This is a genomic window from Sphingomonas ginsenosidimutans (assembly GCF_002374835.1).
GTDB classification, from domain to species: Bacteria; Pseudomonadota; Alphaproteobacteria; order Sphingomonadales; family Sphingomonadaceae; genus Sphingomonas; species Sphingomonas ginsenosidimutans.
In genome coordinates this window covers 65,884-83,555 of the sequence record NZ_NWVD01000001.1, presented here as the reverse complement: position 1 = coordinate 83,555, position 17,672 = coordinate 65,884, and the positions used below count along the sequence as shown (strand labels likewise).

General features: G+C 66.7%; 14 protein-coding genes, 1 pseudogene and 1 riboswitch. Of the genes and pseudogenes, 9 read left to right on the top strand and 6 right to left on the bottom strand.

Annotation, left to right across the window (positions count from 1 at the left end; translation table 11 throughout):
• Window positions 1–76: 76 nt before the first annotated feature.
• Window positions 77–2,854, top strand: coding sequence for a TonB-dependent receptor plug domain-containing protein (locus COA17_RS00355; protein ID WP_096609430.1), 2,778 nt, complete (start codon window positions 77–79; stop codon window positions 2,852–2,854).
• Between the two features lie 3 nt (window positions 2,855–2,857).
• Here COA17_RS00355 and COA17_RS00350 read toward each other — a convergent pair whose 3' ends face one another.
• The 4 genes from COA17_RS00350 to COA17_RS00335 form a co-directional block, all read right to left on the bottom strand.
• Window positions 2,858–3,772 (bottom strand): LysR substrate-binding domain-containing protein, encoded by a 915-nt coding sequence (locus COA17_RS00350; RefSeq protein WP_096609428.1) that lies wholly within the window; start codon window positions 3,770–3,772, stop codon window positions 2,858–2,860.
• Window positions 3,773–3,918: 146 nt separating this feature from the next.
• Window positions 3,919–4,947: a methionine synthase gene (locus COA17_RS00345; protein WP_096609426.1), complete on the bottom strand. Its 1,029-nt coding sequence runs from the start codon at window positions 4,945–4,947 to the stop codon at window positions 3,919–3,921.
• Window positions 4,948–4,974: 27 nt separating this feature from the next.
• Window positions 4,975–5,958 (bottom strand): putative oxygenase MesX, encoded by a 984-nt coding sequence (locus COA17_RS00340; RefSeq protein ID WP_066491215.1) that lies wholly within the window; start codon window positions 5,956–5,958, stop codon window positions 4,975–4,977.
• 126 nt (window positions 5,959–6,084) lie between these two features.
• Window positions 6,085–6,307, bottom strand: a riboswitch (cobalamin riboswitch).
• Between the two features lie 444 nt (window positions 6,308–6,751).
• Window positions 6,752–8,188, bottom strand: coding sequence for an efflux transporter outer membrane subunit (locus COA17_RS00335; RefSeq protein ID WP_096609424.1), 1,437 nt, complete (start codon window positions 8,186–8,188; stop codon window positions 6,752–6,754).
• Between the two features lie 86 nt (window positions 8,189–8,274).
• On the opposite strand from COA17_RS00335, the gene COA17_RS00330 reads away from it, so the two are divergent.
• The 5 genes from COA17_RS00330 to COA17_RS00310 all read left to right on the top strand — a co-directional run bounded on the left by COA17_RS00330 (window position 8,275) and on the right by COA17_RS00310 (window position 14,395).
• Window positions 8,275–8,895: a TetR/AcrR family transcriptional regulator gene (locus COA17_RS00330; RefSeq protein WP_096609422.1), complete on the top strand. Its 621-nt coding sequence runs from the start codon at window positions 8,275–8,277 to the stop codon at window positions 8,893–8,895.
• Between the two features lie 89 nt (window positions 8,896–8,984).
• Window positions 8,985–10,070, top strand: coding sequence for an efflux RND transporter periplasmic adaptor subunit (locus COA17_RS00325; RefSeq protein WP_096609420.1), 1,086 nt, complete (start codon window positions 8,985–8,987; stop codon window positions 10,068–10,070).
• Window positions 10,067–13,162, top strand: coding sequence for an efflux RND transporter permease subunit (locus COA17_RS00320; RefSeq protein ID WP_096609418.1), 3,096 nt, complete (start codon window positions 10,067–10,069; stop codon window positions 13,160–13,162). Before COA17_RS00325 ends, COA17_RS00320 begins: the two co-directional genes overlap by 4 nt.
• Before the next feature lie 22 nt (window positions 13,163–13,184).
• Window positions 13,185–13,655 (top strand): PaaI family thioesterase, encoded by a 471-nt coding sequence (locus COA17_RS00315; protein WP_096609416.1) that lies wholly within the window; start codon window positions 13,185–13,187, stop codon window positions 13,653–13,655.
• A gap of 17 nt (window positions 13,656–13,672) precedes the next feature.
• Window positions 13,673–14,395, top strand: coding sequence for a haloacid dehalogenase type II (locus COA17_RS00310; protein WP_096609414.1), 723 nt, complete (start codon window positions 13,673–13,675; stop codon window positions 14,393–14,395).
• Here COA17_RS00310 and COA17_RS00305 read toward each other — a convergent pair.
• On the bottom strand, window positions 14,392–14,955 hold the full coding sequence (locus COA17_RS00305; protein WP_096610651.1) for a TetR/AcrR family transcriptional regulator: 564 nt from the start codon (window positions 14,953–14,955) through the stop codon (window positions 14,392–14,394). The genes COA17_RS00310 and COA17_RS00305 overlap by 4 nt on opposite strands.
• Window positions 14,956–15,049: 94 nt before the next feature.
• Here COA17_RS00305 and COA17_RS00300 point away from each other — a divergent pair, with 94 nt between their 5' ends.
• The 3 genes and pseudogenes from COA17_RS00300 to COA17_RS20135 all read left to right on the top strand — a co-directional run.
• Window positions 15,050–15,841, top strand: coding sequence for an SDR family NAD(P)-dependent oxidoreductase (locus tag COA17_RS00300; protein ID WP_096609412.1), 792 nt, complete (start codon window positions 15,050–15,052; stop codon window positions 15,839–15,841).
• Window positions 15,838–16,848, top strand: a complete 1,011-nt coding sequence (locus COA17_RS00295; protein ID WP_096609410.1) for an NADP-dependent oxidoreductase — start codon at window positions 15,838–15,840, stop codon at window positions 16,846–16,848. Before COA17_RS00300 ends, COA17_RS00295 begins: the two co-directional genes overlap by 4 nt.
• A 60-nt stretch (window positions 16,849–16,908) precedes the next feature.
• A pseudogene (locus COA17_RS20135) lies at window positions 16,909–17,091 on the top strand (MFS transporter); the annotation flags it as partial.
• Here COA17_RS20135 and COA17_RS00285 read toward each other — a convergent pair.
• On the bottom strand, window positions 17,052–17,612 hold the full coding sequence (locus COA17_RS00285; protein WP_425442668.1) for an AAA family ATPase: 561 nt from the start codon (window positions 17,610–17,612) through the stop codon (window positions 17,052–17,054). The pseudogene COA17_RS20135 and the gene COA17_RS00285 overlap by 40 nt on opposite strands.
• Window positions 17,613–17,672 lie beyond the last annotated feature (60 nt).

The following is a 17,672-nucleotide window of genomic DNA, read 5'->3' as shown; positions in this document are numbered from 1 at the left end:
CTATTTTTATATTCCAATTTGACGAAAGTCCATGCCATTATGATTGCGTAACGGGGTATGATTGGGGAGTATTATAATGCGGGGCTATGGGGTCGCACGCTGGCTGGCGGGCGCTGGGATGATGGCGATGGCGGGCAGCGCGATGGCGCAGGAACTGCCCGGCAGCGCCCCGGCGGACACCGCATCGGAAGAGATCGTGATCCTCGGCTCGCGCATCCCGCGCGTGCAGAAGGAAGGCCCGGCGCCAGTCACCGTCATTACGGCCGACGACATCCTTCGCGGCGGCTTCCAGAGCGTCCCCGATGTGCTGCGCGGCGTGACGCAGAACGGCGGCGAGACACAGGGACAGCAGAGCGCGTCCGGCGCCAGCTTCAGCCCCGGCGCGCAGCAGGTCGACCTGCGCGGGCTCGGCCCGAACCACACACTGGTGCTGGTCAACGGGCGGCGCATCGCCGATTTCCCGCTGCCGTTCCAGGGCAACAGCAACTTCACCGACATCTCGAACATCCCGGTCGGCCTGATCGAACGGGTCGAGGTGCTGAGCGGCAGCGCCTCGGCGATCTACGGGTCCGATGCGATCGCCGGCGTCGTCAATTTCCAGCTGAAGACCAAGGCGGACGGCACGCGCATCGACCTGCGCTACAACGACACCCAGCATGGCGGGGCTGAGGCGTACCGCTTGATGGCGACGACCGGCTGGGACACCGGCCGGTTCCATGGTGTCGTGGGCATCGAGCTGCTGAACCAGCGTCCGCTGTGGCAGTATCAGCGCGAGCGCCAGGATTCGACCGCCGACAATCCCACCACCGCGACGCCGCTGGCGCAGCGCACGTTCCTGCGGTCGGACGAAGACTCCAACTATATCGATCCGGGGCAGGCCACGTGCAGCGCGCTGTCGTCGCTCAACCAGGGCACGATCTACTACGCCAATCGCCGCCGCTACGGGCAGTTCTGCGGCAGCAACGAATCGGTCGCCTACGGCACGATGATTTCGGACCGCAAATCGGTCACCGCGTACAGCTCGATGGGCTACGACCTGGGCGGCGGGGCCGAGCTGTTTGCCGACCTTCAGTTCAGCTATTCGAAGCTGAAACTGTTTCGCCGGGTCAAGAGCTGGTATTACGTGTCTCCTGACGGGAATGAGGAAGGCACCTTCTTCAACCCCAATCTCGCACCCGACGCGACCGACAGCGGGTTGCAACTCGACAACTGGACGCGCCAGTTCACGCCGGAGGAAATCGGCGGGTTCGAAAACGGCATGACCCGCAACCGGTCGATCACCTTCAACATCACGCCGGGCATCCGCGGCGAGTTCGGCGACAAGGGTCGCTGGAAGTACGAGGTGTCGTTCAACCACGCGCAATATGATTCGCGCGTCACCTTCCCCGAAATCGTCATCTCGAAATCGAACGCGCTGTTCCTGGGGCAGCAGCAGGGCGTCGATCCGGCCACTGGCTATGCGATCTTCAACGCCGACGTGCGCCGCCTCTACAAGCCGCTGACGCCGGAGGAGTATCGCTCGATCTCGGTCGACTCGCTCTATCGCCCGCGGTCGTGGACCGACACGCTGGCCGGCTCGCTCAACACGACCAACCTGTTCCAGCTGCCCGCCGGCCCGGTCGGCGCCGCCTTCATCGCGGAGGTGGGCAAACAGGGTTACGACCTTCGCCCCGATCCGCTGACGCTGACCAATTACTACGTCGGGCTGGTCGATTCGGACGGTAGCGGATCGCGCAGCCGCTGGGGCCTGGGCTACGAATTCCGCGTGCCGGTGCTGTCGTTCCTGCAGCTGAGCACCGCCGGCCGGTACGATTCCTTCCACATCGCGGACAACACCTTCGGCCGGTTCACCTACAATATCGGCAGCGAACTGCGCCCGACCAAGCGGCTGCTGCTGCGCGCCGCCTATGGCACCGGCTTCCGCGCGCCCGATCTGAACTATGTCTTCCGCGGCCCGGGCAACACCCACCCGTCGGCCACCGATTACTATCTGTGCCGGGTGGAGGAGCCGGACGAGACGATCGGCGACTGCAGCTATTCCGACCAGACGATCATCGCCCGCAAGACCGGCAATCGTCAGCTCAAGCCCGAAACCTCGACGTCGCTCAACGCCGGTGTCGTGTGGCAGCCGTCGAACCGGCTCGACCTGTCGGTCGATTACTTCCGGGTGAAGATGAAGGATCAGGTCCGCGACCTCAGCATCGACGCGCTGCTGCGCGCGGAATCGACCTGTCGCGCCGGCGGCGGGGCCGATCCGTCGTCGCCGACCTGCCAGGATGCCATCGCCCGCGTCCAGCGCTACACCAGCGGCGCGCTGGCCGGGCAGTTGCAGGCGGTGCGGGTCAACCCGATCAACGTCGCGGAGGAAACCACCGACGGCATCGACGTGGCCGCCAATTTCCGCCTGCCGACCGCCGCGATCGGCGAATTCACGCTGTCAGGCGGCTACACCTATGTCTTCAACCACACGGTGCGTCAGTACCCCGGCGATCCGGTCATCAACCAGTTCGCGGTCGACAGCAATTACGACATCCCGCGTGAGAAGGGCACCGCCAGCCTGACGTGGAGCCTGGGCGACTTCTCGACGACGCTCACCGGAATGCGGCTGGGCAAGCTGCCCAATTACGATCAGGACGCGTATATCAAGGCCAGCTACCTGTTCAATCTGTCGGCGCGCTACGACCTGAACGAGCGGCTGCGCGTCACCGGGACCGTCACCAACCTGTTCGACCAGGCGCCGGTGTTCGACCCGACCTATGCCTCCTACCCCTATTACGACATTTCGTGGTTTGACGGCGTCGGACGGGCGTTCGCGCTGCAACTGACGTGGAAGACCGGCGGCAGGCCGCTGTAACCCTCACGCTTCCGCCGCGGCTTCGTGCAGCAGCCAGCGGCGGAAGCGGTCGAACAGCGGGCCGTCGCCGTGATCGCGCGGCCAGACGAGGTAATAGGCCTCCGGCCCGCGCATGGTGACGTCCATCGGCATCACCAGCGCGCCCGACGCCAGTTCGGGCCGGATCAGGAATGTCGGGATCAGTGCCATGCCCATGCCCGCTGCCGCGGCATGCGCCAGCATCAGGAAATGTTCGTAGACCGGCCCCTGACCGATCGCCGCGTCGGCCAGCCCGGCGGCGGCGAACCAGTCGGCCCAGGCCGCCGGCCGCGACTGTAGCGACAGAAGCGTGTGCGCCAGCAGGTCGGCCGGCTGAACCACCGGATGGCGTGCCAACCAATCGGGCGAACAGACGGGCGCGACATCTTCGTGGAACAGCAGCGCATGTTCGGCGCCCGGCCAGTCCGGCAGACCGAAGTGGATCGCGGCGTCGAACCGCTCCTCCGCAAAGTCGAAGGGGTGGGATCGCGCCGCGATATTTACCAGCAGGTCCGGGTGGCGAGCGCTCAAGCCGGGCAGGCGCGGCGCGAGCCATCGCATCCCGAAACTGGGCAATGTCGCGATGGTCAGCGCCCGATCCGCCACCGGGGTCAGCAGCCGTCGGGTGGCGCTGCGCAACTGCTCGACCGCCGGCGCCACCGCTTCGGCGTAAGCGATCGCCGCCGGGGTCGGAGCGACCCGCCGCCCCCGGCGCTCGAACAGGGCGACGCCGAGCCACCCCTCCAGCAGGGCGATCTGCCGGCTGATCGCGCTCTGGGTCAACGACATGCGCTGCGCCGCACGGGAAAAGCTGCTCGTCTCGACCGCCGCAAGAAAGCTGACCAGCGCCGTCAGCGGCGGCAGTTCGCGGCGGTGGACGTCGTTGGGATCGGCTTGCATGACCTGGACGAGTTACGGTGGAAGGACGGCTGACGCGCCCCCTTCTCATAGGCGTTTCGGCGCGGCTCCACAAAGAGCGTCATTCGCACCGGCCGCGGCGCGGGTTCGGGCGGTATCTCTCTCGACGATGGCCACGCCGTTGTCGTTCAGGCGGCCAGTTCCTTGCGGACGATCGCCGCACCCGCACCCAGGGCCTTCAGCTTGCCACGGGCGACCTCGCGCGACAGCGGCGCCATGCCGCAATTGGTGGCCGGGTAGAGCTTGTCGGCATCGACGAAGCGCAGCGCATGGCGCAGCGTTTCGGCGACCTGCTCCGGTGTCTCGATCGTACCCGTCGCGACGTCGATCGCGCCGACCATCACCTTCTTTCCGCGGATGAGCTCGATCAGGTCCATCGGCACGCGCGAATTCTGGCACTCCAGCGAGATGATATCGATCTTCGACCTCTGGAGGTTCGGGAAGGTTCCCTCATACTGGCGCCATTCGGAACCTAGGGTCTTCTTCCAGTCGGTATTGGCCTTGATGCCATAGCCGTAGCAGATGTGGACCGCGGTCTCGGCCTTCAGCCCCTCGGCCGCGCGCTCCAGCGTCGCGATGCCCCAGTCGTTCGCCTCGTCGAAGAAGACGTTGAAGGCGGGTTCGTCGAACTGGATGATATCGACCCCGGCCGCCTCCAGCTCGCGCGCTTCCTCGTTGAGGATTCGGGCAAACTCCCAGGCCAGCTTCTCTCGGCTCCGGTAATGTCCGTCGTACAGGGTGTCGATCATCGTCATCGGCCCGGGCAGCGTCCACTTGATCGGTCGATCGGTCTGCGCACGCAGGAAGCGCGCGTCGTCGACAAACACCGGCTTCGGGCGCGAGACGGCGCCGACGACCGTCGGCACGCTGGCATCGTAGCGATTGCGGATACGCACCGTCTCGCGCTTCTCGAAGTCGACGCCGTCGAGATGCTCGATGAAGGTCGTCACGAAATGCTGGCGGGTCTGCTCCCCGTCGCCCAGAATATCGATACCCGCCTGCCGCTGGTCGTCGACCGCCAGGCGCAGCGCGTCCCGCTTGCCCGCGACCAGTTCCTCGCCCTCCAGTTTCCACGGCGACCACAGGGTCTCGGGCTGGGCAAGCCAGGATGGCTTGGGCAGGCTGCCCGCGGTCGTCGTCGGCAACACTATCGTCATGATGCAAATTCCTTCGTGTCGTGGGGATTAGAGGCCGCAGGTCGCGGACCAGCGCTTCAGCGCCGCGCCGTACGGTCTGATGATGTTCTCTTCGGCGAATTTGCCCTGCTCGACGGCAAGCCGGCTGCGCTCCTCGCGGTCGTAGATGATGCGGGTCAGCGAATAGTCCTGATACGTCAGGCTCGGCCGGTACTGCTCCGCCGCTACGGAATTGGCATTGTAGATTTCGGGACGGTAGATCTTCTGGAAGGTCTCCATCGTGGCGATCGTGCTGGCGAGTTCGAGGTTGGTATAGTCGCTGACCAGATCGCCGATATGGTAGAAGGCGAGTGGCGCCACGCTGTGCGGCGGCATGAAGTAGCGAGCCTTCATACCCATCTTCGCGAAATACTGGTCAGTCGGGGACGGCCGGTCGTCGCGGTACTCGACGCCGAGGATCGGATGCACGTTGGCGGTCCGGTGATAGACGTGCCTGCTCGATACGCTCAGGCAGATCACCGGGGCTTTGCGGAAGGTGTCGCGATAGGCGCTGGACTCCAGGAAGCGCTTGAACAGCTTGCCGTGCAGGTCGCCGAAATCCTCCGGCGCGCCGCCCCCTGCGGCCTTGACGTGATCGAGCAGCACGACGCTGAAGTCGTAGTCCCGCAGGTAGGACGAGAAATTGTTGCCGACCATGCCGTCGGTGCGCTCGCCGCTCGTCCTGTCCGTGACCGTCGCGTGCAGCATCTCGATCAGCGGGACGGCTTCGTCGCCCCCGCCACCCGCGGTGCGGAGCGCGACAGAGATGATCTTCAGCTCTACCGCGTGGCGATCGCCCGTGGGGTTGTCCCAATGCATCAGCGCGTTGAACCGGCGGTCGATCATCACCAGCGTATTGCGCAAATTCTCGCGGCGGCTTTCGCCCCGCGCGAGATTGGCGAAGTTCGTGGTGATGCGCGTGTTGTCGGCCGGACGATAATCCTCGTCGAACGGGATACTGCTGATCGAGAATGTGAAGCCGCTATTCGTCATGACTCACCCAGCTTTGCGGGCGGAAGGTCAGGCGAAAGCGCGCAAGGCATGAACAGGCCCGGATGGCGGCAAACCACGGACTGCAAGCATCAAGCGCGATCCACCGGAGGAACCCCCGTCCGAGGAACGTTATGGCGTCGAAAGGCAGGTTTCCTGGCTTGCGGGTCAACGCGGCGGCTCCGGCCTTCCCAGGCCCCTTGCGAGAACCCAGTGACACGAAATGGAGCCGCTACTCGCCGCTTACAGTTGCGGGGGCAGCGCCGGATTCTGCCCTGAAGGACACCACCGGCTTCCCGTCTTAGCCCCATCGCCATGCCTGGGATGGGGAACCTCGACACGCTGATTGAATATCATCGAACCATCGGCGTCAAGCGATATATAAAGATATCTTTATATCTTGATGCCTGATGACGGGTTCGCTCGACGCGCCGGCCTGCCTTGAAGCGCGAGACCTGACCTGCTGCCGGGCGCGAACAGCAACGGGGCGTAACTCCGCCGGTTGCTTCACCTGCGCTCATGCGCGACGACACCGGTCGGTCTCCGGTTGCGATAGATGAATGATCGGGGTCACGTCACACCGGAAACCTGTTTCGCGCTCAAAAAATGGCATGCTCTGGCAGAAGCTGCCTTCGGATGCTTGGCCGTCGAACGGCGCTTGTTGGCCGGTACCTGCTGCGACAGTCAGACCCACAATCGGCCGCTCTGCACCCCCAGCCCGCTTACGCGGTTTTGCCGTTCGTTCATCTGGCCAAGTGCGACCGGGAATCTAGGCCAATCGTCGCATCGTGGTCGATCACGACGCGGGGTGGTCCGGCCGCCACCCGCCGCCGAGTGCGCGGAACGTCGCAATCGTCGCTTCGGTGCGCGCGGCGTCTGCCTGCGCCCGGGCGTCGCGCGTTGCGAGCAGACGCGCATCAGCGTCGAGTCTCTCGAACAGACTTATCACGCCGCCGCGATAGGCCGCCTGAGACGCGTCGCGCGCACGCACGAGACTGGTTTCGCCGATCTCGAGCGTATGCGCCTGTGCCCCCCGTTCGACGACCGCAGACAGCGCGTCCTCCACATCCTTCGTCGCCCGCAGCACTGCCTGGCGATAAGCCGCGAGCGCCTCCGCATCGCGCCCGCGCGCCGCGGCTATCTCCGCGTCGATCCGCTTGAAGTCGAACAATCGCCACCGCAGCCCCGCAAAGCCCTGCCCCTGCACCGCGCTGCCGCCGACAAGCGCACGCGGTGCCGTTGCCGCGACGCCGAGAAGCGCCGAAAGCGAGATTTTCGGATAATATTCGGCCATCGCCTGCCCGATACGCGCATTTGCCGCGATCAACCGCTGTTCGGCGGCGATCACGTCGGGGCGGCGGCGCAGCAGGTCGGCCGGTGTGCCGACATTGCCGAGCGGTGGCGGGGCGGGAATAGCTGCTGGTTTCGCGAGTTCCGTCTGTGCAGTGCCGGGCGCCCGGCCGAGCAGCACGTCAAGCGAAGTCATTGCCGCAACCAGTCCCGCGCGCAGCACCGGAATGCCCGCGCGCACTTGCGCCAGCGCGCCTTCCGACTGGCGCCATTCGCGTTCCGCCGCCACGCCGCGTCGGTAGCGAAGGCCCACCACGTCGGTGAGTCGCGCCTGCGTCTTTTCCTGCTCCTCGGCTATCCCGATGCGCCGTTGCAGCGCACGGATCGCGACATAGGCGTCAGCCGTCTCGGCGGCGACGGCGACCTGCGCCGCCGCAAGTCCCGCACGGGACGCGAACCAGTCCGCGCGCGCCGCCTCGCGTCCGCGACGCAGTCCGCCGAAGAAATCGATTTCCCAGCTCGCGCCCAATCCGGCATCGTAGAGGTCGGTGCCACGCTGAAACGCCGGGAAGGCGCCGAGCGCGCGGCCTGTCGGCGTCTCCAGCGACTGATAGGCATACCCGGCATTTGCGCTCACTTGTCCCGATGGCAGCAGCGCCGCCTCGCTCATACGCAGGCCGGCGCGGGCCTGCGCTACGCGTGCGGCAGCCTGCGCGATGTCCTGATTATCGCGCAGGGCCTGTTCGACGAGGCGGGTCAATTGCGGGTCGCCGAACCCGTTCCACCAATCGGCCGAGATCGCCTGCGAGCCAACCACGACGCGGGACGTTGCAAGATAGGTGGGCGCGAGCGCAACCGTTGGCGCGTGATAGTCCGGACCGGTAGTGCATCCCACGAGCGCGGCGATAGCGGCGAACGTTCCGCCAGCGGTTATTGCTCGCATTATTTACCCCCACCCATTAGGGGAGTGACCTATATCTTGAGCAGTCACCAATTGTCAAACGGCGGTTCGCCTCGTAGTCATGGCGCATGACCGATCCGATACAGCAAGCGGTGTCCTCCGCCCGCGGCCCGCAGGATCACGCCGTCCGCGACCAGATCCTCGGCGCAGCGCACGGCCATTTCCGTCGCCACGGTTATGGCAAGACGACCGTATCCGACCTGGCGCGCGATATCGGCGTGTCGAAGGCGTACATCTACAAATTCTTCGATTCGAAGCAGGGAATCGGCCAGGCGATCTGTGCCAGTCTGCTCGACCAGATCCTGGCCGAGGTGAAGAAGGCGGTGGATGACGGCGGAAGTGCCACGCAGAAATTGCGTAGCCTTGTCGAGACAATGACAAGTTCAACGCTTACCGTATGCTTTGCGGATCGTAAGCTGTTCGACCTGGCCGTCTATTCCTGTGCCGAAAAGTGGCCGTCATCGCAGGCCTATATCGCGCAGATCCATGTCATCCTGGCGGAGATCATCGCCGAGGGACGCAAGACCGGAGAGTTCGAGCGCAAGACTCCGCTCGACGAAACATGCCGCGCCATCGCCGGCGCGATGCAGCCGTTTGTCAACCCGGTCATGCTGCAGCACAATCTCGACGATCTGGCCCGCGGCGTGAACGAAGCGACGAGCCTCATCCTGCGCAGTCTGGCGCCGTGACGCGCTGCCAGGTACTTTCAACGTCGTGACCGATTGACAGTATCGTCACTTCACTGCATCTCGGCGGGGTACTGGCCGGGGACAGCGGAATGGGACGGACGACAGTCTTGGGCGTGATCGCGGCGGCGACCGCTCTTGCCGGATGCGGCAACGCAGAGCGCGATCCGCGCACCCTGCCACCCGTCGTTCGTATCGCCACCGCAGGTCAGGCGACCGATGGAGAGCGCAGCTTCTCGGGCGTCGTCGCGTCGCGCGTCCAGTCCGATCTGGGCTTTCGTGTCGGCGGGCGGATCACGCAGCGGCTCGTCGACGTCGGCGATACGGTGCGTGCAGGGCAGGACCTACTGCGGCTCGATTCAAACGACCTCGGGCTCGCCGCCGCGGCGCAGGGGCAGGCCGTTGCGGCGGCGCGCGCACGCGCGATGCAAGCGGCGTCGGAGGAGCGGCGCTACCGCGATCTGGTCGACGCCGGCGCGATTTCCGCGCTTACCTACGATCAGGCAAAGACCGCCGCCGCCGCGGCTGCGGCGCAACTACGCGCCGCCGAGGCGCAGGCAGGGGTGGCGCGCAACGAGACGCGCTATGCCGTGCTGCGCGCCGGACACGCCGGGGTGGTCGTCGCGACGCTGGCCGAGCCGGGACAGATCGTCGCCGCCGGGCAGCCGGTACTGCGCCTCGCCGAGGCGGGGCCACGCGAGGCGGTGGTGAGCCTGCCCGAGACGATTCGGCCCGCGATCGGCTCGCTCGCCACCGCGACGCTTTATGACGGCGGCCGCCAAAGTCCCGCGCGCCTGCGGCAATTATCGGATGCCGCCGATCCGCGCACCCGCACGTTCGAAGCCCGATACGTGCTGCTCGGCAGCGCCGCGGTGGCAGCGCTCGGCTCGACCGTGACGATCGCGATTCCCAGTGCCGGTACCAACGCGGCCGAAGGTGGCGTGCGCGTGCCGATCGCGGCATTACATGACGCGGGCAAGGGGCCGGGGGTGTGGATCCTCAGCGCCGATCGCCGCCACGTACGGTGGCGCCCGGTGACGCTCGCGGCACTGGGCGATGAGGAGGCGACGGTCACGCGCGGGCTGCGCCCCGGCGAGGCCTTCGTCGCGGTGGGAGCGCATCTGTTGCGCGACGGACAGGCCGTCCGCCCCACCCGCGCTGCCGGCGGCCGGCTGTGAGCGGTATCAACATCTCCGCGCTGGCGGTGCGCGAGCGCGCCGTCACGCTGTTCCTGATCGTCGCGATCTCGGTCGCCGGGCTGTTCGCATTCCTCAATCTCGGTCGCGCGGAGGATCCGAGCTTCACGATCAAGGTCATCACCTTCGCCACCGCCTGGCCGGGCGCCACCGCGCAGGAGATGCAGGACCAGGTCGCCGAGCCGCTGGAAAAGCGGATGCAGGAACTGACCTATTATGATCGTGCCGAGACGTTCACCCGGCCAGGCTTCGCCTTCACCACATTGTGGCTAAAGGACACGATCCCGCCGAAGCTGGTGCCCGAGCAGATCTACCAGGCGCGCAAGAAGCTGACCGACGAGGCACCCAAATTGCCGCGCGGCGTCGCGGGGCCGTTCATCAACGACGAATTCGGTGACGTGACCTTCGCGCTTTACGCGCTCAAGGCGCGGGGCGTCCCGCCGCGCCGGCTGGCGCGCGAGGCGGAGCGCGTGCGCGATCGGCTGCTCGCCGTGCCGGGAGTGAAGAAGGTGCTGATCCTGGGCGAGCGGCCCGAGCGCATCTTCGTCGACTTCTCGAACGCCCGCCTCGCCGCGCTGGGCGTCGCACCACGCGACGTATTCGCCGCGCTCGCCGATCGCAACCTGCTGACCCCGGCCGGCGCGATAGAGACGAGCGGGCCGCAGGTGCAGGTGCGGATCGATGGCGCGATCGACGACCTCGAGACGATCCGCGCGACGCCGGTGGCGGCGGCCGGGCGAAGCCTGAAACTGGGCGACGTCGCCGACGTCCGGCGAGGCTACGAAGATCCGCCGACCTATCTGATCCGTCACCAAGGCGAGCCGGCGCTGGAACTGGGCGTGGTGATGCGCGAGCGCTACAATGGCCTGCAACTCGGACGCGATCTGAAGGTAACGGCGTCAAGAATCGCGGCCGAACTGCCGCTCGGTGTCAGCTTCGAGCAGGTGACCGACCAGTCGGTGAACATCGCCGAGGCCTATGGCGAATTTATGCTGAAGTTCGTCGTCGCGTTGGCGGTGGTGATCGCGATCAGCCTCATCAGCCTGGGCTGGCGGGTCGGTGTGGTGGTCGCCGCGGCGGTGCCGCTGACACTGGCGGCGGTGTTCGTCACCATGCAGGCGACGGGCCGTGATTTCGATCGGATCACGCTGGGCGCGTTGATCCTCTCGCTCGGCCTGCTCGTCGACGATGCGATCATCATCATCGAGGCGATGGTGGTGAAGATGGAGGAGGGCGTCGACCGGATCGCCGCCTCGACCTGGGCCTGGGGCCACACCGCCGCACCGATGCTGGCCGGCACGCTGGTCACGGCGATCGGGCTGATGCCGGTCGGCTTCGCGCAGTCGGGCGCGGGCGAATATGCCGGCAACATCTTCTGGGTGGTGACCTTCGCGCTGCTCGCGTCCTGGATCGTGGCGGTCGCGTTCACTCCGTATATCGGGGTGAAGCTGCTGCCAAATATCCAGCGCGTCGCCGGCGGCCATGATCACATCTACGGTACACCCGCGTACCAAAGGTTGCGCCGAGCCATCGCCACCATCGTGGCACGCAAGAAGCTGGTCACCGGCGCAGTTGCCGGATTGTTCGTCGTCGCGCTTCTCGGTGTCGGGCTGATCGATCAGCAGTTCTTCCCGAACTCGGACCGACCCGAAGTGCTGGTCGAGGTCCAGATGCCCGAGGGCACGGCGATTGAGGCGACCAGCCGCGCCACCGCGAAGGTAGAGGCCTGGCTTCGCCGCCAGCCCGAAGCGCGCATCGTCACTGCCTATGTCGGGCAAGGCGCTCCGCGCTTCGTCCTCAATATCTCGCCGGAGCTGCCCGACCCGTCGTTCGCTAAGATCGTGGTACTTACGCCGAACGAAGAAACGCGCGACAGCCTGAAGCTGCGCATCCGCCAGGCGGCAGCCGACGGGCTCGTGCCGGAGGCCCGCATCCGCGTGTCGCAGGTCGTCTTCGGCCCGCCGTTCCCGTGGCCGGTCACCTTCCGTGTCATCGGGCCGGACGCGGCGCGCGTCCGCGCGATCGCGGCGGACGTGGAACGCTTGATGGTGGCTACGCCCGACGCGCGTACGGTCAACACCGACTGGGGGGAGCGCGTGCCCGTCCTGCGGCTGCGCGTGGACCAGGACCGGATCACTGCGCTGGGCCTCAGCTCGCGCGAGGTGGCTGAACAGCTTCAGAGCGCGCTCAGCGGCACCATCGTGACCGAGGTGCGCGAGGATATCCGCTCGGTCGCGATCGTCGTGCGGAGCGACGGGCCGGCGCGGCTCGATCCGCGGCGGATCGGCGACCTGACGCTGGCGACGCGCGCCGGCGATCGCGTCCCGCTCGAACAGGCGGGTCGGTTGGAAATCGCGATGGAGGAACCGATCCTGCGCCGCTGGGACCGCCAGCCGACCATCACCGTGCGTGCCGATGCGGCCGACGGCCGCCAGCCGCCGGCAGTGACGAAGGAGGTGCTGGCGAAGCTCGAACCCCTGATCGCCAGCCTCCCGCCGGGCTATGCGATCGAGCCGGGCGCGGCGTATGAGGAATCGAGCAAGGCGAATGCCGCGCTCGCCAAGGTCTTCCCGGTCATGCTCATCCTGATGATGATCGTCATCATGCTGCAGGTCCGCTCGTTCGCGGCACTTGCGATGGTGTTGCTGACGGCGCCACTATCGCTCGTGGGCGTGGTGCCGACGTTGCTGCTGTTCGGGCAATCTTTCGGCTTCAACGCGATCCTGGGGCTGATCGGCCTCGCCGGAATCATCATGCGCAACACGCTGATCTTGATCGGGCAGATCCACACCAACGAGGCGGAAGGGATGGCGCCGTACGACGCGCTGGTCGAAGCCACGATCCAGCGCGCGCGTCCCGTGGTGCTCACCGCGCTGGCCGCGGTATTCGCGTTCGTGCCGCTGACCTTCTCGGTCTTCTGGGGCTCGCTCGCGTACACGCTGATCGGCGGCACGATAGGCGGCACGATCCTGACGCTCGTGTTCCTGCCGGCGCTCTATTCGCTGTGGTTCCGCATCCGGCCGCCTTCGTCGCCGGCCGCAAGCGAAGCCCTGCCGCAACCGGCGCTCGCATGACGCCGTATCGCTGGAGAACTACATGACCGATGATACCGACGAACCCTACGGACTCATGCTGCTTCGCGACTGGATAGCGCACGATCGCCAGCCGCCGATGGGACGCACGCTAGGCATCCGGCTGGTCGAAGCGGAACGCGGGCGGGTGGTGTTCGAGGGGACGCCCGACCGCAGCGTCTACAATCCGCTGGGCGGGGTGCACGGCGGCTATGCGGCCACGATGCTCGACAGCGCCTGCGGCGTCGCGGTCGCCTCCGCTCTCGGTGAGGGGATGGGCCACACGACGCTTGAACTGAAGGTCTCGTATCAGCGCGGCCTGACCGAGCGAAGCGGCACGGTGCGTGCCGAGGGGCGTCTGATCTCGCTCGGCCGGCGCGTCGCCTTTTCGGAGGCGAATTTGGTTGACGGCGACGGCCGGCTGTGTGCGACCGCTACCTCGACATTGCTGGTGTTCGAGGCGGCAAGCGGGCAACGCGGAGCCTTCCAGCAATAAGCGGAGGATCGGGCGTCATGACACGGGCTCTGCCGAAGGTGCTGGCATTCGACGTGTTCGGCACGGTGGTCGACTGGCGCGGGAGTGTGGCGCGGGAATCGATCAGCTTCCTCGCGGCGATCGGCCGGGCCGACGTCGATCCCGCGCAGTTCGCCGACGTCTGGCGGATGCAATATCTGCGTACAATGCAAGACTATGCCGTGTCGGGGCGCGCGTTCGTGCCGCTCGACGTGCTTCACCGCGAGATGCTGGAGGCGGCGTTGCGCGGCATCGATGTCGATCCGGCCGTGCTCGACCAAGAACTGCTCACCGACTGGAACCGCGCGTGGCACCGGCTCGATCCGTGGCCCGACGCAGTCGCCGGGCTGACGCGGCTTAAGGCGCGCTTTCCGATCGTGACGCTCAGCAACGGCAATGTCGCGCTGATGCTTGCGATGGCGCGCCGCGGGGGCTTGCCGTGGGATGCTATCCTCGGAGCGGAAGTGACCGGCTTTTACAAGCCCGATCCGCGTGCATACGAGGCAACTGCGCGGATACTCGACGTTGCGCCCGCTGATCTGTGTCTCGTCGCCGCGCACCACAGCGATCTGGCCGCCGCGCGCGCCTGCGGTCTGGCGACTGCTTTTGTCGGGCGCCCGCTGGAATATGGCGGCCGCGAGGCCCCGGATGCAGCGGCGCGGCAGGACTGGGACTGGGTTGCCGGCGACTTCGGCGAACTGGCCGAGCGCCTGGGCTGCTAGGTATCGCCGGGCGCGTCGAGACGCCCGGCGATCCAGGCCTTCGCGTCGGCGAGGATGCGGTCCGATAGCGGAGCGTCGGCGGCACGCGCAAGCACCAGTGCTCCAACCATCGCCGCCCATATGCCCGTGGCCGCCACACGATTGTGGCCGCCTGCCTCGTCGCCGAGGCGCGCCGCCATCCGCGCGATCTGCGCTTCGATCCCGGCTGACAGCGAGCGGCGAGCGGCCTCGGTTTGACGGGCCGCGTCGACCGACAGCGCCGCGGTGGGACATCCGGTCCCCGGCGAATCCCGGTGTTCTGGCGAAAGATAGACGTCGAGGAAGTCCGTCATCGCCGGATCGGAAGCGGCATCGCGCGGCGCGAAAAGCTGGGTCAGCGTCTGCATCACCAGATCGTCCTTCGACGCGAAATGACCGTAGAAGCCGCCGTGCGTCATGCCGGCCGCGCGCATGACCTCGGCAACGCCGACGTTCTCGAACCCTCTTTCGCGGAACAGCCGTCCCGCCTCGCTCAGGATCCGTTCCCGGTTCGCGCGCATCTGCTCGCGATTGACCCTCATCCGAACCTCCACATGTTCATTGACATATATGATGCGCGTCATATTTAGCAAATATCATGATGATCGTCATGATAATGATCGTGGAGTCCTTTTGATGCCCGACCTTCCCACCGCGCTCGTCACCGGGGCTTCCTCGGGAATAGGTGCGACTTACGCCGATAGGCTCGCCCGGCGCGGCCACGATATTGTCCTCGTCGCGCGCGATGCGCCGAAGATGGAGGCATTGGCGGGCCGGCTACGCGCCGAATTCGGAGTTTCGATCGACATCCTGCGTGCGGATCTGGCCGAAGAAGCGGACATCGCGGCGGTCGAGGCCCGGCTTCGGGACGATGCGGGGATCGGGCTGCTCGTCAACAACGCCGGTATCTCCAAGGCCGGGCGGTTCGACCGGCAGGAGGCGGCGGATCTCGCGCGGCTCGTCGCGGTCAACGCCACCGCGGTGATGCGGCTCGCCCATGCCATCGCGCCGCGTCTGGTGGAGAATGGCACCGGCGCGATCATCAACATCGGTTCGGTCGTCGGGCTGGCCCCGGAGTTCGGCCAGACCGTCTACGGAGCCACCAAGGCGTTCGTCCTGTCCCTGTCGCAGGGGCTGGCGCACGAACTCGGGCCGAAGGGTATCTACGTTCAGGCCGTGCTGCCCGCCGCGACGGCGACCGACATCTGGAGCCGTGCGGGGGCCGATCCCGCCGCATTGCCGCCGATGATGGAGGTCGGTGCGCTGGTCGACGCCGCGCTCGCCGGGTTCGATCAGCGCGAGCCGGTCACCATTCCGCCGCTTCACGACGCTGGGCAGTGGGACGCGTATCAAGCCGCAAGGCTGGCGATGCTGCCCGGGTTCGCGCAGACCATGCCCGCGCCGCGCTATACAAGTCACGGCGCGTGAGGGGCTGGGTCGTCCAGCGGTACGGCAAGGGCACGCCGCTGCGCCTCGTCGACCTGCCCGATCCGGTCGTCGGCGACGGAGACGTCCTGATCGAGGTGCATGCCGCAGCCCTCAATCCGCTCGACAGCAAAATCCGCGACGGGGCCTTCAAGCTTTTGCTGCCGTACAAGCCGCCGTTCGTCCTCGGTCACGATGTTGCCGGCCGCGTCTTCGCGGTGGGCCGTTCCGTGCGCGGTTTCGCCATCGGTGACGAAGTCTACGCGCGGCCGCGCGACGGCCGGATCGGCACGTTGGCGGAGCGGATCGCGGTGCCGGCCGAAGACGTGGCTCCCGCGCCGGCGAACGTGTCGCTGGTGGAGGCGGCGTCGCTGCCGCTGGTCGCGCTGACCGCGTCGCAGGCGCTGGTCGACATCGGCCGCGTCGGCGCGGGCAGCAGGTTGCTGATCCACGCGGGCGCGGGCGGCGTCGGGACGATCGCGATCCAGCTGGCCAAACACCTCGGCGCGACAGTCGCCACGACTGCGAGCAGCGCCGGCGAGGCGCTGGTCCGCAGCCTCGGCGCCGATACTGTCATTGATTACCGCACGCAGGACTTTACTGATCAGCTACGCGATCAGGACTTCGTCCTCGCCAACCAGGATGCGAAGACGCTTGTCCGCTCGCTCAACGTAATGGCGCCGGGCGGGACGCTGGTTTCGCTCTCCGGCCCGCCGGACCCCGCCTTCGCTCGCGCGCAGGGCATGAACCCCGTCATGCGTTTCATCATGGGTTTGTTGAGCCTGGGTGTCCGGCGCAAGGCACGGGCACGCGGGGTGGATTACCGGTTTCTGTTCATGCGCGCGGATGGCGCGCAGCTTGCCCGGATCACGACACTTGTCGAAGCCGGGACGATCAAGCCGGTGATCGACCGACGCTTCGGCTTCGATGCCGTCAACGACGCGATGGCCTATCTCGATAGCGGACATGCAAAGGGCAAGGTGGTGATCGACGTGGCCACCACGCGATGACGCCGCAGGCTGTCGCCCCGGGGCATCGCTGCCAGCTCGATCGGTCCTCGGCGGCTCGCGATGCTGGCCGGCTTGGCCGCACTTGGCGCGCTGGCGACCAACATCATGCTGCCGGCCTTTGCGGCGATGGCGCGCGACCTTTCGGTCGGGCAGTCAGCACTGGCGTGGACGTTCAGCGCATTCTTCGTGACCTTTGCGCTGGGTCAGCTCATCGTCGGTCCGGTGACCGATGCGACCGGGCATACGCGACCGGTGTTCATCGGACTGGCTCTCTTCGCAGTCGGCAGCGCGATCGGTGCTATCGCTGATACGTTGCGCTCGTTGCGCCCGAACATCCCCCGGTCGCCGGTAGCAAAATGCCGCTTGCCCTTCTCGACCTGCAGGGCGGCGTCGTCACCGAGTTCTGCTCGTGCCCGCACTCGGCTACGCGCCGCTTGGTTGAGCCGCGCCACCTCGTCATTGATGTGAGTGAGGATGATGCGACTGGCACCGGACTCCGCTTGACGTTGCCGGTCCCGGTTGTCGATGAGATCGACCCGCGCCGCCTCGCGCGTCTCGGCAACATAGATCGGGTCATGCTGCTGGTATGCCGCAAGTGCTTCTCCGGTTCGCTCGGTAGCGAGCTGGTGTGTCGCGACATGTCGCCAGTCCTCACGCCGGCGGCGGATGTCGGTGATCTCGACACTGCCATGGCGCTCAGCCACGTTACGGAATCCCGCGCCTGCTTCGATCGCTTGGAGCTGTTCGGGGTCGCCGACCAACACGACCTGGCGCCGCACCTCTCGGCATCCGCAATCACCCGCTCGCGCTGGCGGGTGCAGATC

Excerpts from the sequence above, each read along its gene's own strand:
- COA17_RS00310 (WP_096609414.1), top strand. The coding sequence starts at position 13,673 with ATGACACGGGCTCTGCCGAAGGTGCTGGCATTCGACGTGTTCGGCACG.
- COA17_RS00355 (WP_096609430.1), top strand. The coding sequence starts at position 77 with ATGCGGGGCTATGGGGTCGCACGCTGGCTGGCGGGCGCTGGGATGATG.
- COA17_RS00335 (WP_096609424.1), bottom strand. The coding sequence starts at position 8,188 with ATGCGAGCAATAACCGCTGGCGGAACGTTCGCCGCTATCGCCGCGCTC.
- COA17_RS00340 (WP_066491215.1), bottom strand. The coding sequence starts at position 5,958 with ATGACGAATAGCGGCTTCACATTCTCGATCAGCAGTATCCCGTTCGAC.
- COA17_RS00300 (WP_096609412.1), top strand. The coding sequence starts at position 15,050 with ATGCCCGACCTTCCCACCGCGCTCGTCACCGGGGCTTCCTCGGGAATA.
- COA17_RS00330 (WP_096609422.1), top strand. The coding sequence starts at position 8,275 with ATGACCGATCCGATACAGCAAGCGGTGTCCTCCGCCCGCGGCCCGCAG.
- COA17_RS00325 (WP_096609420.1), top strand. The coding sequence starts at position 8,985 with ATGGGACGGACGACAGTCTTGGGCGTGATCGCGGCGGCGACCGCTCTT.
- COA17_RS00350 (WP_096609428.1), bottom strand. The coding sequence starts at position 3,772 with ATGCAAGCCGATCCCAACGACGTCCACCGCCGCGAACTGCCGCCGCTG.
- COA17_RS00345 (WP_096609426.1), bottom strand. The coding sequence starts at position 4,947 with ATGACGATAGTGTTGCCGACGACGACCGCGGGCAGCCTGCCCAAGCCA.
- COA17_RS00315 (WP_096609416.1), top strand. The coding sequence starts at position 13,185 with ATGACCGATGATACCGACGAACCCTACGGACTCATGCTGCTTCGCGAC.
- COA17_RS00305 (WP_096610651.1), bottom strand. The coding sequence starts at position 14,955 with ATGAGGGTCAATCGCGAGCAGATGCGCGCGAACCGGGAACGGATCCTG.